Raw genomic sequence first — 14,660 nt, forward strand, 5'->3', positions numbered from 1 at the left:
TGTGGCCCCCGATCCTCGATGGCGGGCCGTCCGGTCGTGTCGCGGCGTAGTTTGGGGATCATGTCTGTGCCGAGCGATCCTGATCCCCGCCTCCAGTCGTACGCGGACCCGCAACGGCTGGTCACCACCGAGTGGCTGGCCGAGCACCTGGGCGACGAGGGCCTCGTCGTTGTCGAGTCCGACGAGGACGTGCTGCTCTACGAATCCGGCCACATCCCCGGTGCCGTGAAGGTCGACTGGCACCTGGAGCTGAACGACCAGGTGACCCGGGACTACCTGGACGCGAAGAGCTTCGCCGAGCTGTGCGCCGCGAAGGGCATCGGCCGGGGCGACACCGTCGTCTTCTACGGCGACAACTTCAACTGGTGGGCCGCGTACGCCCTCTGGGTGTTCTCGCTCTTCGGCCACGCCGACGTGCGACTGCTCGACGGCGGCCGGCAGAAGTGGATCGCCGAGGGCCGCGAGGTGACCCGCGACAAACCGGCTCGCCCCCGCGCCGACTACCCGGTGCCGCAGCGGGACGACGCGCCGCTTCGCGCCTACCGTGAGCAGGTCATGGCGCACATCGCCGCCGGCCGGCCGCTGGTCGACGTCCGGTCGCCGAGTGAATACACCGGCGAGACGCTGCACATGCCGGACTACCCGCAGGAGGGCGCGCTGCGTGGCGGGCACATCCCGGGTGCGGTCAGCAAGCCGTGGAAGTCCGCCGCCAACGAGGACGGCACCTTCAAGTCCGCCGACGAGCTGCGGGCGATCTACGCGGACCAGCTCGGGCTCAGCCCCGACGACGACGTGATCGCGTACTGCCGGATCGGTGAGCGGTCCAGCCACACCTGGTTCGTCCTGCGGCACCTGCTGGGCTATCCGCAGGTGCGCAACTACGACGGCTCGTGGACCGAGTGGGGCAACCTGGTCCGGGCACCCGTCGTCAAGGGCGATCAGCCCGGCGGCCTCGCCGCCTGACCAAGCTGGCCAGCCCTGTCCCCGCGCGACCACCCGGCCGCGCGGGGACGAGGGCTCAGCCGGCCAGTGCCACCACGCCGGCCAGGTCGCGGACCACGCCGGTGACCTCGCCGGTCTCCGGGTGCCAGCGCACCAGGCCGCCCGGTTGCAGGCGGAGCAGGACGGCACCCCGGTTGTCCCAGCCCAGCACCTCGCAGCAACCCTTCCACCGGTCGCGGCCGAGGTCGAGCACGTGGGCCACCGCACCGGTCCGGGCATCCAGCACGGCCACCCCCTCGGCACCGTCCATCTCGCTGTTGGTGATCCACGCCGAGCGGGCCAGGCGTTCGCCGTGCAGCCAGCCCCGGCCGTAGAACTCGTTGACCTGGTACGGCACCGGTAGCGGGCCGCCGGTGATCTTCTGTTCGGAACGAACCGTGCCCTCGCGGGCGGTACGGCTGCGCAGGGTCAGGTTGTCCCGCATGCCGCTCACCTCGACGAGCGCCGCCTCGCGACCGGCCGCCGGGTCGGGCGCGACCAGGTCCCAGAGCGAGACGTCGAGCTGGCTGGCCGCGCCGGAGACCCGGTCCACCGCGTACGTCCGGCCGTCGCCGCCGACCAGCACCCGGTCGCCCGCCCAGACCACCATTTCCAGGTAGCCCTCGAGGGGGATGCGGCGCACGGTCGCCGTGGTGAGGTCGACCATGATCAGCTCATTGGTCTGCGCGAACGCGGCCAACCGGCCGTCCGGCGAGAGCACTCCCGCCTTCACGGCGGGTGCCTGGTTGCCGCCCGAGTCCCGGGTGGGGGCCGGGGTCACCACGTCGAGACTGCGCACCACACCGTCGTCCCCGAGGATCCGGATCGGGCCGTCCGCGCGGTACTCCTCGTCCATCGGCTGAAACAGCGCCAACGCCCGCTCGACCGGTCGCTCGGAGAGTCGCACCGTCGCCGGGTTGCCGAGCCGGGCCAGCGGATCAGGCGGGAAGGTCAGCTCGGCGGGGGCGCGCACCACCGGCCCGGCGTGGTTCGGCGCGACGGTCGGCGCCACCGAGTGGTCCGGCGGTGGGTTGGCGGGCGGTCGGAGGGCAGCGACAGTGCCGCCACCGATCAGCACCACGGCCACGGCCACCGCGCCGACGGCCCGGCGGGTACGCCGAGTGCGCCGAGCCCGTTCCCAGCCGGTGACCGCGGGGTGGCTGGGCCGGACGTCCTCGACGCTGACGGTCAACAGTTGACGCAGGTCCTGCTCGTTCACGGGTTCACCTCCAGGCCGTTGGCCAGGTCGGCGGGGCGCTGGCTCGGTCGGGCATCCCGGGCCAGGTCCGGAGCGACCTCGCGGAGTCGGCGCAGCGCCGCGTGACACTGGCTCTTCACCGTGCCGACGGTCACCCCGAGCGCCTCGGCGGTGGCGACCTCGGTCAGATCCTCGTAGTAGCGCAGCACCAGCACGGCCCGCTGCCGTGGTGGCAGCAGGCCCAACGCGTCGTGCAGCGTCAGCCGCAACGCGCCGTCCCGGTCGTGGGCCACCTGCTCGGGAGGTGTGGCGCTGAGCCATTCCCGCCGTCGGCGACGCCACCACGACACCGCGTCCCGGTAGAGGATGGCCCGCACGTACGCGGAGGGGTCGCCGTCACGGACCGAGGACCAGCGCAGCGCGAGCTTCAGCAGGGCGTCCTGGAGCAGGTCTTCGGCCTGGTGCCGGTTGCCGCAGATCAGGTAGGCCGCGCGCAGCAGCCGGTGTTGGTGGCTCTCCACGAAGGCGAGGTAGCCGTCGCGTCCGTCGCTTCTCGTGGCTGCCATCCGCCCCCCTTCCGGCCGTCGCGATGCGCGTCACCTGGCAGACGCACGGGAAGGGGGAAAAGGTTGGGTCAGCTCTCCGGCGTTCCGGTCAGATAGCGCTGGAGGGTCGGTGCGACCCAGGAGACCAGGTCCTGCGGTGTGGTGTCCACCATGGGCGGCAGGCGGACGACGTACCGGGTGTAGGCGAGGCCGAGGATCTGACTGGCCACCAGGCCGGCGCGCCGGGCGGTAGTGGTCGGGTCGGTGCCGAACGTGGCCACGGCCGCGGTGAGCTGGTCGGCGAAGATGCCGCGCATCCGTTCGGCGGCACCGGGGTTGGTGCTGGCGGCCCGCAGCAGCGCCACGAGCGTCTCGTCGCCTTCCCAGCGGGTGAGGAAGTGCCGGACCAGCGTCTCACCGAGCTGCTCGGGTGGCACCGCGGTCAGGTCGGGCAGGCGGAGGTCGAACTCGGCCGCCGCCGCGAAGAGCCCCTCCTTGCTGCCGTAGTAGCGCATGACCATCGACGGGTCGATCTGGGCGTCGGCGGCGATGGCCCTGATCGTGGCCCGCTCGTAGCCGTCCGCCGCGAACCGTTCCCGGGCCGCGCGCAGGATCGCCGCCCGGGTGGCGTCCGAGCGACGGGGAGAGGTTGGTTGGGCCGGCGCTGTCATGTCAACGACCGTAGGCCAACACCTGTTGACATGCAATCGACTGGCCTCTAGCGTCGCCAACAAGTGTTTGCCAACAGATGTTGGCAACGGTCTTCTGGAGGTGGCCGTGCTGCCCACGAGCACCGACGTCCTGGTGGTGGGCGCAGGCCCCACTGGCCTCGCCACCGCGCTGACGCTGGCCCGGCGCGGGATCGAGGTGACAGTGCTGGACCAACTGGCCGAACCGCCGATCACCTCCCGCGCAGCCGTCGTGCACGCGTACACCCTGGAGGTGCTGGACCGGATCGGCGCTGCGGCGCCGCTGGACGCCCAGGGGGTGCGGACGCCGCGCTTCACAGTGCGCGACCGGGACCGCGTGCTGCTGTCGGTGCCGTTCCACGAGCTGCCGTCCCGGTTCCCCTACGCGCTGCTGGTCTCCCAGTCGGTCACCGAGGCGGTGCTCGCCGGGCAGTTGGCCGAACTCGGCGTCCAGGTGCGACGGCCCTGCCGGCTGACCGGGTTGACCACCACCGGTGACGGGGTGCTCGCGCAGGTCGACGGGAAGACGCTGCGTGCCCGGTTCGTCGTCGGCGCGGACGGATTGCACAGCACCGTCCGGCAGTTGGTGGGCATCGACTTCACCGGCCCCAGCGACGAGGAGTCCTTCGTGCTCGCCGACGTACGGGTGCGAAGCGTCCTGCCCCGTGACGAGGCGGCGCTCTTCCTCGCCCGCTCCGGGCCGCTGATCTGGGCTCCGCTCCCGGACGGGGTGGTCCGACTGGTCGCCGCCGTGGCGACGGCCCCGGCCGAGCCGGACGAGGCGTACCTCCAGGCCCTGCTGGACGAGCGCGGTCCGGCACGACGACCCGACCGGGTGACCGAGGTGCTCTGGGGCTCCCGGTTCCGGGTGCATCACCGGATCGCCGACACGTTCCGAGCCGGGCCGGTGCTGTTGGCCGGAGACGCCGGGCACGTGCACAGCCCGGCCGGCGGGCAGGGCATGAACCTCGGCATCTGCGACGCGGTCGCCCTCGGCACCGCGCTGGCGGACGTGCTCGACGGTGGTCCGGACGCGCTGCTCGACGACTACACCGCCCGGCAGCGGCCGATGGCCGAGGACGTGCTGAGCTTCGCCGCCGGGCTGACCCGGCTGGCCACCGTCTCCCCGGCCCGCCGGCCGGCCCGTGACGTGCTGCTGCGGCTGCTCGGTGCCGTGCCACCGTGGCGCCGACGGATCGCGCTGCGACTGTCCGGGCTGTCCCACCGGGAACGCACGCCGGGCTAGGAGATCAGGTCTCGCGCGACCGGAACCGGCTGGGCACCCGCGGGCGGGTCGACCGGCCGCAGTGTCCGCCACGCGGCCACTGTGACCAGCGCGAAGATGCCGGCCGCCGCACCCGCCACCGGCGCCGTCCCGTACGCGGCGGCGGCCAGCCCGGCGAGCGCCGCACCGATCGGCGCGGTGAGCAGGCCGACCATCCGCTGGGCCGATCCGACCCGGCCGAGCAGCCCGGCCGGCACGTTCCGCTGCCCGTACGACGCCCACAGGCTGTTCCACACCACAGTGCCGGCGGCGAAGACGGCCAACGCGAAGCCGCCCGGCACCGGATGCCTGGCCAGGGCGAACCCGGTCAGCGCCACGGTCTCCGCGGCGAGCACCACGCACAGCGCCGGCACCGTGCCGAGTCGGGCGGCGAGCCGACCGGACCCGAGCGCCCCCACCAGGCCCCCGACGATCGCGGCGGCGGCGAACAGCCCGTAGCCGGCTGGCGGCACCCGCAGCACGTCCAGCGCATAGAGCACCAGCACCGCCATGATCCCGCTGATCGCCAGGTTGCTCGCGGCGGTGAGCAGAGTGACCCGCCACAGGGTCCGGTGCGCACGCAGCCAGCGCAATCCTTCGACGATCTCGCCCCACACGGAGCCGCGCCGAGTGCCGGGCCGCGCCTGCACGCTCGCGACGGGAGTGGGGGCGAGGGCCAGCACGAGCAGCGCCGCCGCGGCGAAGGTGACGGCGTCGAGGGCGAACGGGAGGGCCGGGGCGACGGCGAAGAGGACACCGGCGGCCGGCGCCCCGAGGAAACCGCCGGCAACCGCCGACCCCGCCTGGAGTCGACCGTTCGCCCGGGGCAGCGCGTCCGGTGGCACCAGCGCGGGGAGCAGCGCGAACGAGGCCGAGTCGAAGAGCGTCCCCAGTGTGGCGAGCAGGAACGCCGCGACCAGCAGCACCAGGACACCAACGCGGTCGAGTGCGACGGTCACGGCCAGTGCCGTCACCACGACGGCACGGATGCCGTCGACCAGGGCCATCGTCCGACGACGGTCCCAGCGGTCCGCGTACACGCCGCCGAGCAGGCCGAAGATCAACGGCGGCAACTGACCGGCCACGGTGACCGCCGCGATGACCCGCGGGTCGCGGGTCACTGTCGCCGTCAGCAGGGCCAGTGCCGGCGTACGCAGCGCGTCTCCGAACCGCGACGAGACGGCGGCGGACCAGAGCAGCCGGAAGTCCCGGCCCAGAGCTGAGGAGGTCATCCGGTGACCGTGCGGGTTCGACCGGGTCGAGGGTCAAGCCGCCGGGCGAAAGGGGGACGCGCGTGTCGGTGATCATCGGTACGGTGGGCGCCGGCATTTCGGGACCGGGGGAGAAGACACGCGTGGATCACACCTTCCAGGTCGACCTTCGTGGCGTGGTCGACCTGCTCAGCCATCACCTCTACGGCAGCCCGCGGGTCTACGTCCGAGAGCTGCTGCAGAACGCGGTGGACGCGATCACCGCGCGACGCTCGACCGAGCCGGACGCGCCAGCCCTGGTCCGCATCGAAACTCCCGAGATCACCGGCGACGGCACGCTGCGGGTGCACGACACCGGGATCGGCCTGACCGAGGCGCAGGTGCATGAGCTGCTGGCCACCATCGGTCGCAGCTCCAAGAGGGACGATCTCGGCTTCTCCCGGCACGAGTTCCTCGGCCAGTTCGGCATCGGCCTGCTCTCCTGCTTCCTGGTCGCCGACGAGATCCAGGTGCTCACCCGCAACGGCGAACACCCCACGGTCCGCTGGACCGGCTACGCCGACGGCCGGTACGCGGTGAGCCTGGCACCACCGGAGGCCGCCCGCGCCGAACCAGGCACCACCGTCACGCTGGTGCCCCGCCGCGACGCCGACCAGTGGTTCACCACACCGACCGTCACCGACCTGGCCCGCCTCTTCGGTTCGCTGCTGCCGGTCACCGTCCGGGTCGGCGACGTGGTCACCACCACCGGTGAGCCGCCGTGGCCGACCGCGCCGGGCGCGCCGGTCGACCGGGCCGCGCTGATCGCGTACGCCCGGGAGACGCTCGGCGTCGACCCGTTCGACGTGCTGCCGTTGACCGTGCCGGAAGCCGGGTTGACCGGTGTCGCCGTCATCCTGCCCACCCCGGTGAACCCGGCAGCCCGTGCGGGGCACCGGGTCTACCTCAAGCGGATGCTGCTCACCGAGCACGCTGACGGGTTGCTGCCGGACTGGGCGTTCTTCGCGCACTGCGTCGTGGACGCCACCGAGCTGCGCCCCACCGCCAGCCGGGAAGCCCTCTACGAGGACACCCTGCTGACCGCGACCCGGGAGGCGCTCGGCGACCAGATACGCGGCTGGCTGGTCCGGCTGGCGCGACACGACCCGCACCGGCTGGCCGAGTTCCTCCAGGTGCACCACCTGGGTGTGAAGGCGCTGGCGCTGCACGACGACGAGATGCTCCAGCTGGTCGACCGGTGGTGGCCGATGGACACCAACGTCGGCACGCTCACCCTCGCCGAGTTCCGGGAGCGCTACGGCGTGCTCCGCTACGCGGCGAGCCTGGACGAGTTCCGCCAGCTCGCCGCGGTGGCTGCCGCACAGGATCTGGCGGTGGTCAACGGCGGCTACACGTACGACACCGAGCTGATCGAGCGGCTGCCGGCGGTGGACCGCTCGGTGCTGATCGAGCGTCTGGAACCGAGCGATCTCACGACCCGCTTCGACAGCCTCGACCCGCACGTGGAGCTGGCGCTGCGGCCGTTCCTCACCGCCGCGCAGCGGGCCGTCGAACGTTCCGGTTGCGAGGTGGCGATCCGGGCGTACGACCCGGTGTCCCTGCCCGCGCTCTACCTGGTCAGCAGGTCGGCGGCGTTCAACGACCAGCTCGCGGCCAGCCGGGACCGGGCCGACGAACTGTGGGGCGGGGTCCTCGACGCGCTCGCCTCCACCGCACCACCGGACCGCCCGCAGTTGGTGCTCAACCACCGCAACCCGCTGGTCCGCCGCGTCACCGCGCTGGCCGACCCGGAGCTGGTGGGGCTCGCCGTCGAGGCGCTCTACGGGCAGGCGCTGCTGCTCGGGCACCATCCGATCCGCGCGGCCGACGTGGCCCTGCTGAACGATTCCTTCCTCGGCCTGCTCGGCCGGGCCGTGCCGGGACAGGAGTGAACGTGAGCGACGAGGATCTGTGGCGGGTGCTGCGCGGCATCGCCGACATGCCGTACGGGGCGGGGCAGATCGCCGCGCTGGAGCAGCTGTTGCGTCGGGTCGACGCAACCGACGACCGACACCTTGCCTTCGTCACCCGGATGCAGGCCACCACCGGCTACATCTACGGCGGCGAGCCGGCGAAGTCCTTCGTGACCTTCTCCTGGTGCCTGTCCGAGTTCGACCAGGATCCGCAGCCCTACCACCAGCGGCACCTGCACAACCTGCTCTGGCACTTCAAGTACATGGTCAACGGCCTGCTGAACTTCCCAGAGGTGCCACTCGACCGCACGTACGCCGTGTTGGACGACATGGAACGCCGCTACCGGGCCGGTGGGCACAGCCTGCAGACCGTCCACAAGCATCGGTTCCGGGTCGCCAACCACGTGGGCGACGCCGAGGCGGCCGCGCACTGGTACCGGCTCTGGCAGACCACCCCGCGCGACGCCCTCTCCGACTGCGCCGGCTGTGACCCGACGAGCCAGGTGAACTACCTCGCCGAGACCGGGCGGGACGCGGAGGCGGTGGCGTTGTCCGAGCCGGTGCTCGCCGGCCGGCTCACCTGCAACGAGCAGCCGCAGGCGATCCTCACCGCGCTGCTCCTGCCGTACCTGCGGACCGGGCGGACCGAATCGGCGCGGGACGCGCACCGGGAGGCGTACCGCCGGTTGCGTGGCAACCTCGCCGACCTGTGGGACATCGGCGACCACGTCGAGTTCTGCACGTTGACCGGGAACGAGGCGCGGGCGGTGGAGTTGGTCGAACGGCACCTGGACTGGCTGGACCGGGCACCGTCGCCGGCCGCCGCGATGCACTTCGCTGCGACGGCCGCCGCAGCGCTGCGCCAGGCCGGTCAGAGCGGTGAGGCAACCCTGTACCGCCGGGCCGCCGAGGGCCGACCGGCCGGCGAGGTGTCGGCGTTGGTGCTCGCCGACGAGCTGACACGGACCGCGACCGGGCTGGCGGAGCGCTTCGACGCCCGCAACGGCACCACCCACCAGTCGGAGTGGATCGCCCGCCGGCTCGCTGTGCGGCCGCGCGGCGAGCACCTGCCGCTGTCCGCGAGCGTCCGCCGTCGCCCGCCACGCCCGACCGAGGGCGAGCCGACCACTCCCACGAGCAGGGCCTCTGCGGCGACCGGCGACGTGGTGCGCTCCGGCATGGCCGTGGCGACCGCCGTGCCGGTGCCCGCCGACGCCGGGCCGGACGAGCTGCTGAACCTCGCCGAGCAGAGCTGGGGTCGGCACGACCCGGCCACGTTCCGAGCGGTGCTGGCCGCCTACGACGAGCGGTTCGGTTCGGCCGACCTGCCCCCGCGTACGCTCGCCCACCGGTTGGCGTTGCGGGCGGCCGAGCGCGGCGACGAGGACGACATCCCGGGCGCGATCGAGATGAGCCGAGCGGCACTGGAGGCGTACCGGACGGGGGGCGAGGAGTTGTCCGCCCAGGTGATCGCCGGGCGGCTCGGCGTGCTGCTGACCCGGTCCGACGACGACGCCGACGAGGGGTTGGCGTTGGTCCAGAACGCAGCCGAGGTGCTGGACCGGGACGGCGACGCCCGGCAGCGGGCCGCCGCCCACGACCGGGTGGCGTTGGCGCTGCTACACCGGGAACGCTGGGCCGACGCGCTCGCGGCGCTGGACCGGGTGCCGCCCGACGCGGGTGGCGATCCATACCTGGCGGCCCGGGTCGCACTGCACCGGGCGCACCTGCTGGAGCAGGCGGACCGTGTCGAGGAGGCACGCGCCGCCGCCGACGAGTCCCGTCGGATCGGCCGTGAACTGGGCGTCGGTGAGCTGGTCACGGCGGCCTGCCTGGCGTACGCCCGAACGGTGGACGACCCGGCCGAGGCGGTGGCCGCCTGCGACGAGGCGCTGCCGTTTGCACCTGGGGACGCGGAGTTGCCGGTTCGCGTCGCCCGTGCCCGCGCGTTGCTCGCCGCAGGCCGGGCCGCCGACGCGGTGGACGACCTCGTCGAGGCCGTGACGCTCTGCGTGGAGCGGGGTGCCGAGGGAGACGCGTTCCTGCGGTGGGAGCTGGCGAACGCGTACCGGATGGTGGGTCGGCTCGGCGAGGCGGCCGAGGTCGCCGAGGAGGCCGTCCTCGGTCTCGACCGGCTTGGCGCCCAGGCCGAGGCGGACCGTTGCCGGCACCTGCTGGCCGGCGTGTACGCCGGTCTCGGCGAGATCGACCCGGCGCTGACCCTGCTGGAGCAGTTGGCCGACAACCTGAATGGTCCGGACAACCTCCCGTATCGGGCGCAGGTGCTGGAGGAGGCCGGCGACATCCTCTACGACGCGGACCGGGACGCGGCCGGTGCAGAGCGGTTCGCCGCAGCCGCCACGGCGTACCGGCTCGGCGGCATGCCGCTGGACGAGCTGCGGGCGCGTCGGCGCGAGGCGTACGCCTGGTTCTGGGCCGACGACCGGCTGGCGGCGATCCGTGCCGTCGAGCAGGCGGACGAGTTGGCGGCGACGCTGGCCGGACAGGCCGAGCCACCGGTGACGTACGAGCTGGCGATGGCGGCCGAGGCCGGGGCGCGGGTGCTGACGGCCGACGGTCGGCTGGACGAGGCGCTGGCGCGACTCACCGGGGTGCCCGACCAGCTGCGGTCGATCGAGGCATTCGGTGAGGCCGCCCAGGTGGAGGGTCTCACCGGCGAGCTGCTGCTTCGACTGGACCGGCCGGCCGAGGCGGAGCCGCTGCTGCGGCGTGTCCTCGGTGGGCTGCCGGCCGACTCGCGGCCGGTCCGCCAGACTGCCTGGCTGCTGGCCCGTGCCCTGGATCTGCTGGACCGGCCCGCCGAGGCCGCCGCGCTGCGGACGGAGCACGACCTCGATCCGGACGACGACTGAGCGCGCCGAGGTGTGCCCAATCGCTGGGGAACCAGCGGCCCCCCGTGGTCAGGTCGCGGTCTACGCTTGCCCGGTGACGGTGGAGCAGCAGGCACGGGGTGCGGCGGGCGCGGGCCGGCGCAGGTCCCGCAAGGACGAGATCCTGGAGATCGCGGTCGGTCTGTTCGCCGCCCGTGGCTACCACGGTGTGTCGATGGACGACATCGGTGCGGCGGCGGGGGTCACGGGTCCGGCGCTCTACCACCACTTCGCCGGCAAGGAGGCCATGCTGGCCGCCGCGCTGATCCCGGTCAGCGACGGGTTGCTGGCCGGTGGGCGGGAACGTGCCGCCGGCCGCCCGGACGACCCGCGCGGTGTGCTGGAGTCGCTGATCGACTTCCACGTCGAGTTCGCGCTGGCCAATCCGGCGGTGATCGCGTTGCACCTGCACGAGTTGGATCGCCTGCCGGAGGAGCCGCGACGGCAGATCCGTCGCCTGCAACGGCTCTACGTCGAGGAGTGGGTGACAGTGCTCACCGCGCTGCACCCGGGCATGCCCGACGGTGAGGCTCGGGTGCTCGCGCACGCCGCGTTCGGTCTGATGAACTCGACCCCGTTCCTTGGTGGCGAGGTGGACCGCCGACGCCGTGCCGAGCTGCTGCGCGGCGCGACCCTGGCCGCACTGCTCGCCTGAGCCCGACTCGCTCGCCTGAACCCGACTCGTCAGAAGCCCGTCGGTCATGATTCCCTGACTACCGTCCCACCATCCGGACGCCGGGAGGAAACATGATCGAGTCACTGCTGGTCGCCAATCGGGGCGAGATCGCCCGCCGGATCATCCGGACCGCCAAGCGGCTCGGCATCCGCGCGATCGCTGTGTACTCGGAGGCCGATGCCGACCTCCCGTTCGTGGCCGAGGCGGACGAGGCCGTTCTCATTGGCCCGCCGAACCCGGCGCAGAGCTACCGCAACGCCGAGGCGATCCTCGCCGCCGCGAAGGCGACAGGTGCGCAGGCCATCCACCCCGGTTACGGCTTCCTGTCGGAGAACGCCGAGTTCGCCCGTACCGTCGAGTCGAGCGGCCTGATCTGGGTCGGGCCCGACGCGGACGCGATCACCGCGATGGGCGACAAGATCAATGCCCGGAACCTGATGGCGGCCGCCGGCGTTCCCGTCGCGCCCGGCACCGCCGACCCGGCCGCCGACCTGGACGCGGCGGTGACCGCCGCCGCCGGGATCGGCTACCCGGTGATGGTCAAGGCCGCGGCCGGCGGCGGCGGCATGGGCATGGGCGTCGCCGTCGACGAGGCCGCGCTGCGCACCGAGTACGACAAGGTGCGCGCGTTCGCCGAGCGCATGTTCGGCGACGGCTCGGTGCTGATCGAGCGGTACTTCCCCCGGGTGCGGCACGTCGAGGTGCAGATTCTCGGCCTGGCCGACGGCCGGGTGGTGGCGCTCGGCGAGCGGGAGTGCTCGGTGCAGCGACGCAACCAGAAGCTGGTCGAGGAGTCGCCGTCCCCGGCCGTGTCGCCGGAGCTGCGATCTCGCCTCCTGGCGGCGGCGGTGCGCGCGGGTGAGGCGGTCAGCTACCGCAACGCGGGCACCGTGGAGTGTTTGCTCGATCCGGAGACGAACGAGTTCTTCTTCCTGGAGATGAACACGCGCCTTCAGGTGGAGCACCCGGTGACCGAGTACGTCTACGGCGTCGACCTGGTCGAGGAGCAGTTGCGGGTGGCGTCCGGGCTGGCGCCGACCTTCGACCCGGACGCGTTGGCGCCGAGCGGTCACGCCATCGAGCTGCGGATCAACGCCGAGGACCCGAAGCGCTTCCTGCCCGGCCCCGGCGTGATCAGGACCTGGGTGGAGCCCACCGGCGAGGGTGTGCGGGTCGACTCCGGTTACACCGAGGGCAACACGGTCACGCCGTTCTACGACAGCCTGCTGGCCAAGCTCATCATCAGCGGCGCCACCCGTGACGAGGTGCTGGAGCGGGCGAAGGCAGCGGTCGCCGCCTTCCAGATCGAGGGCCCGAAGAACAACGTCCCCTTCTTCGCCGAGCTCCTGACCAACGAAGAGTTCCTCTCCGGCGCCTACGACACGGGCATCGTCTCCCGAATGCGCTGACCGGCCAGGCCGTCGCCCCTGCGGGGAGGCAGGACTGGTTCGTTCGCCCTTTGCTCTGCTTACCTATAGGCGACAGCGGTTGTCCGGATGACGGACAGTAGCCGTCGCACATAGGTCAGCAGAGCAAAGGGGCCGACATGCTGTCCCGATCCGACGTCACAGCGAGGTGACCGATGAGTCAACTGCCAGATTCCGTCTCCATCCGTGAGGTCGGGCCGCGGGACGGGTTGCAGAACGAGGACCCGATCCCGACCGACGCCAAGGTGCGGCTGCTCGACGCCCTCTCCGGCACCGGCGTACGTCGGATCGAGGCCGTGTCGTTCGTGCACCCCAGGGCGATCCCGCAGATGGCCGACGCCGACGAGGTGTGGCAGCGGGCGGTCAAGGCCGACGGGGTGCGGTATTCGGCGCTGGTGCCGAACACCCGGGGCGCTCAGCGGGCCCTCGCCGCCGGCTTCACCGAGATCGAAGTGGTGGTCTCCGCCAGCGACACGCACAACCGGCGCAACGTCAACCGGTCGACCGACGAGTCGCTGGACGACATCGCCGAGCTGATCGACCTGTTGCACGGCGCGTCCGCGCAGGTCGAGGTGATCGTGGCGACCAGCTTCGGCTGCCCGTACGAGGGTGACATCGACCCGGCGCGGGTGGCCGGCATCGTCGACCGGGTGGTCCGCGACGGCGCGGACCGGGTCGCTTTCGGCGACACCACCGGCATGGGCACCCCACGCCGGGTCCGCGAGCTGCTGACCGCGGTACGCGACCGCAACGCGCACGTGCCGGTGCTGCTGCACTTCCACAACACCCGGGGTACGGCGCTGGCCAACCTGTTGACCGCGCTGGAGCTGGGGGTGACCGAGTTCGACGCCAGCGTCGGTGGCCTGGGCGGCTGCCCGTACGCGCCGGGGGCGAGCGGCAACCTGGCCACCGAGGAGGCCGTGCACATGCTGCACGACATGGGCATCGACACGGGCATCGACCTGCCGGCCCTGATCGAGGCGGCGGAGCTGGCCGAGGAGTTGCTCGGCAAGAAGCTTCCGTCCGGCGTGCTGCGGGCGGGCCCGCGTACCCGACTGACGCCGATGCCGAGCTGAGCGGTTCGGACGCGACGAAGGGGCCGGCGCACGTGCGCCGGCCCCTTCCACGTGCCAGGTCGATCAGCTCACGGAGGTGAGTGCGCTCGGCCAGCTGTCGCGGAAGATGTCCGCGCTGCGGTCGGTGGCGCTGAACGTGCCGGCGAAGAGGTTGCTCACCCGGCTCGCCTCGGCGGAGCTGGGGTAGGCGTTGGTGCAGCTGGTGCCGGCGCTGCCGCCGGACATCAGCAGCGCGCAGTTCCCGTTGTAGTTGTCCGGCAGGCCGAGGATGTGCCCGATCTCGTGGGTCATGATCCGCAGCACGCTGTACTGGGCGGCCTGCTGGGTGTCGATGTAGACCCGGCCGTTGCCGAGGCTGGTCCGCTGGGCGTACGAGCCGCCGCCGGTGATCCGGTAGATCCGGAGGTTGGAGCCGCAGTTCGCCGAGAGGGTCAGGTTCACTGTGGCGTTGTTCCAGATCGATGCGGCCTGGTTGGCGACGCTGGCGTAGCTGCCCGCCTGGCTGGTGTTGTAGCAGATGGTCATGGCGGCGGACGCGGGCGACGGGTTGGCGACCGTGACGCCGAGGGTGGCGAGTGCCGTCGCGAGGAACGCGACCGCGAGCCGATTGAGTCGTGAGGTCATCGCTGACTCCGATCTGGGAGGGGGTGTCAGGAGCCTAGCGACAAGCATTCATATATTTCAATGTCTTGCGTCAAGCTTCGCCGTCTGATTCGCCAGTGGGTCGCCGACGGTCGTGCCGATGCGCTA

Annotated in this window: 12 protein-coding genes; 7 read left to right on the forward strand and 5 right to left on the reverse strand. The window is 72.3% G+C overall.

All coding sequences use genetic code 11. The features are described from left to right. Positions 1-60: 60 nt before the first annotated feature. Positions 61-963, forward strand: a complete 903-nt coding sequence (locus AC3CF1_RS19705) for a sulfurtransferase (protein ID WP_088950825.1) — start codon at positions 61-63, stop codon at positions 961-963. Positions 964-1,018: 55 nt separating this feature from the next. Here AC3CF1_RS19705 and AC3CF1_RS19710 read toward each other — a convergent pair whose 3' ends face one another. The 3 genes from AC3CF1_RS19710 to AC3CF1_RS19720 form a co-directional block, all read right to left on the reverse strand. Then, a complete protein-coding gene (locus AC3CF1_RS19710) occupies positions 1,019-2,200 on the reverse strand; it encodes a hypothetical protein (RefSeq protein WP_354982190.1) in 1,182 nt (393 codons plus the stop codon). Continuing rightward, a complete protein-coding gene (locus tag AC3CF1_RS19715) occupies positions 2,197-2,745 on the reverse strand; it encodes a SigE family RNA polymerase sigma factor (protein WP_088950827.1) in 549 nt (182 codons plus the stop codon). The genes AC3CF1_RS19710 and AC3CF1_RS19715 overlap by 4 nt, the downstream gene beginning before the upstream one ends. A 68-nt stretch (positions 2,746-2,813) precedes the next feature. Beyond that, positions 2,814-3,395 (reverse strand): TetR/AcrR family transcriptional regulator, encoded by a 582-nt coding sequence (locus AC3CF1_RS19720; RefSeq protein WP_355159459.1) that lies wholly within the window; start codon positions 3,393-3,395, stop codon positions 2,814-2,816. 106 nt (positions 3,396-3,501) lie between these two features. On the opposite strand from AC3CF1_RS19720, the gene AC3CF1_RS19725 reads away from it, so the two are divergent. Further along, positions 3,502-4,659: an FAD-dependent oxidoreductase gene (locus tag AC3CF1_RS19725; RefSeq protein WP_088952109.1), complete on the forward strand. Its 1,158-nt coding sequence runs from the start codon at positions 3,502-3,504 to the stop codon at positions 4,657-4,659. Here the strand turns inward: AC3CF1_RS19725 and AC3CF1_RS19730 are convergent. Beyond that, entirely contained in the window at positions 4,656-5,909 is a 1,254-nt protein-coding gene (locus tag AC3CF1_RS19730; protein WP_488451001.1) for an MFS transporter, read from the reverse strand. The two genes, AC3CF1_RS19725 and AC3CF1_RS19730, sit on opposite strands and share 4 nt — an antisense overlap. Positions 5,910-6,031: 122 nt before the next feature. Here AC3CF1_RS19730 and AC3CF1_RS19735 point away from each other — a divergent pair, with 122 nt between their 5' ends. The 5 genes from AC3CF1_RS19735 (at position 6,032) to AC3CF1_RS19755 (ending at position 13,910) form a co-directional block, all read left to right on the forward strand. After that, on the forward strand, positions 6,032-7,819 hold the full coding sequence (locus AC3CF1_RS19735) for an HSP90 family protein (protein ID WP_488451002.1): 1,788 nt from the start codon (positions 6,032-6,034) through the stop codon (positions 7,817-7,819). A 2-nt stretch (positions 7,820-7,821) separates the two neighbouring features. After that, the gene (locus AC3CF1_RS19740) at positions 7,822-10,713 is read left to right on the forward strand and encodes a hypothetical protein (protein ID WP_488451003.1); all 2,892 of its coding nucleotides are present in this window, start codon (positions 7,822-7,824) and stop codon (positions 10,711-10,713) included. 73 nt (positions 10,714-10,786) lie between these two features. Then, positions 10,787-11,386, forward strand: coding sequence for a TetR/AcrR family transcriptional regulator (locus tag AC3CF1_RS19745; protein WP_088950830.1), 600 nt, complete (start codon positions 10,787-10,789; stop codon positions 11,384-11,386). 92 nt (positions 11,387-11,478) lie between these two features. Beyond that, on the forward strand, positions 11,479-12,816 hold the full coding sequence (locus tag AC3CF1_RS19750) for an acetyl-CoA carboxylase biotin carboxylase subunit (protein WP_488451004.1): 1,338 nt from the start codon (positions 11,479-11,481) through the stop codon (positions 12,814-12,816). A 182-nt stretch (positions 12,817-12,998) separates the two neighbouring features. After that, positions 12,999-13,910, forward strand: a complete 912-nt coding sequence (locus tag AC3CF1_RS19755) for a hydroxymethylglutaryl-CoA lyase (RefSeq protein ID WP_488452108.1) — start codon at positions 12,999-13,001, stop codon at positions 13,908-13,910. A 63-nt stretch (positions 13,911-13,973) separates the two neighbouring features. Here AC3CF1_RS19755 and AC3CF1_RS19760 read toward each other — a convergent pair whose 3' ends face one another. Continuing rightward, positions 13,974-14,534, reverse strand: a complete 561-nt coding sequence (locus AC3CF1_RS19760; protein ID WP_088950833.1) for a snapalysin family zinc-dependent metalloprotease — start codon at positions 14,532-14,534, stop codon at positions 13,974-13,976. Between the last annotated feature and the right edge of the window lie 126 nt (positions 14,535-14,660).

The sequence above is a fragment of the Micromonospora sp. MGP-C2 genome (assembly GCF_057766525.1).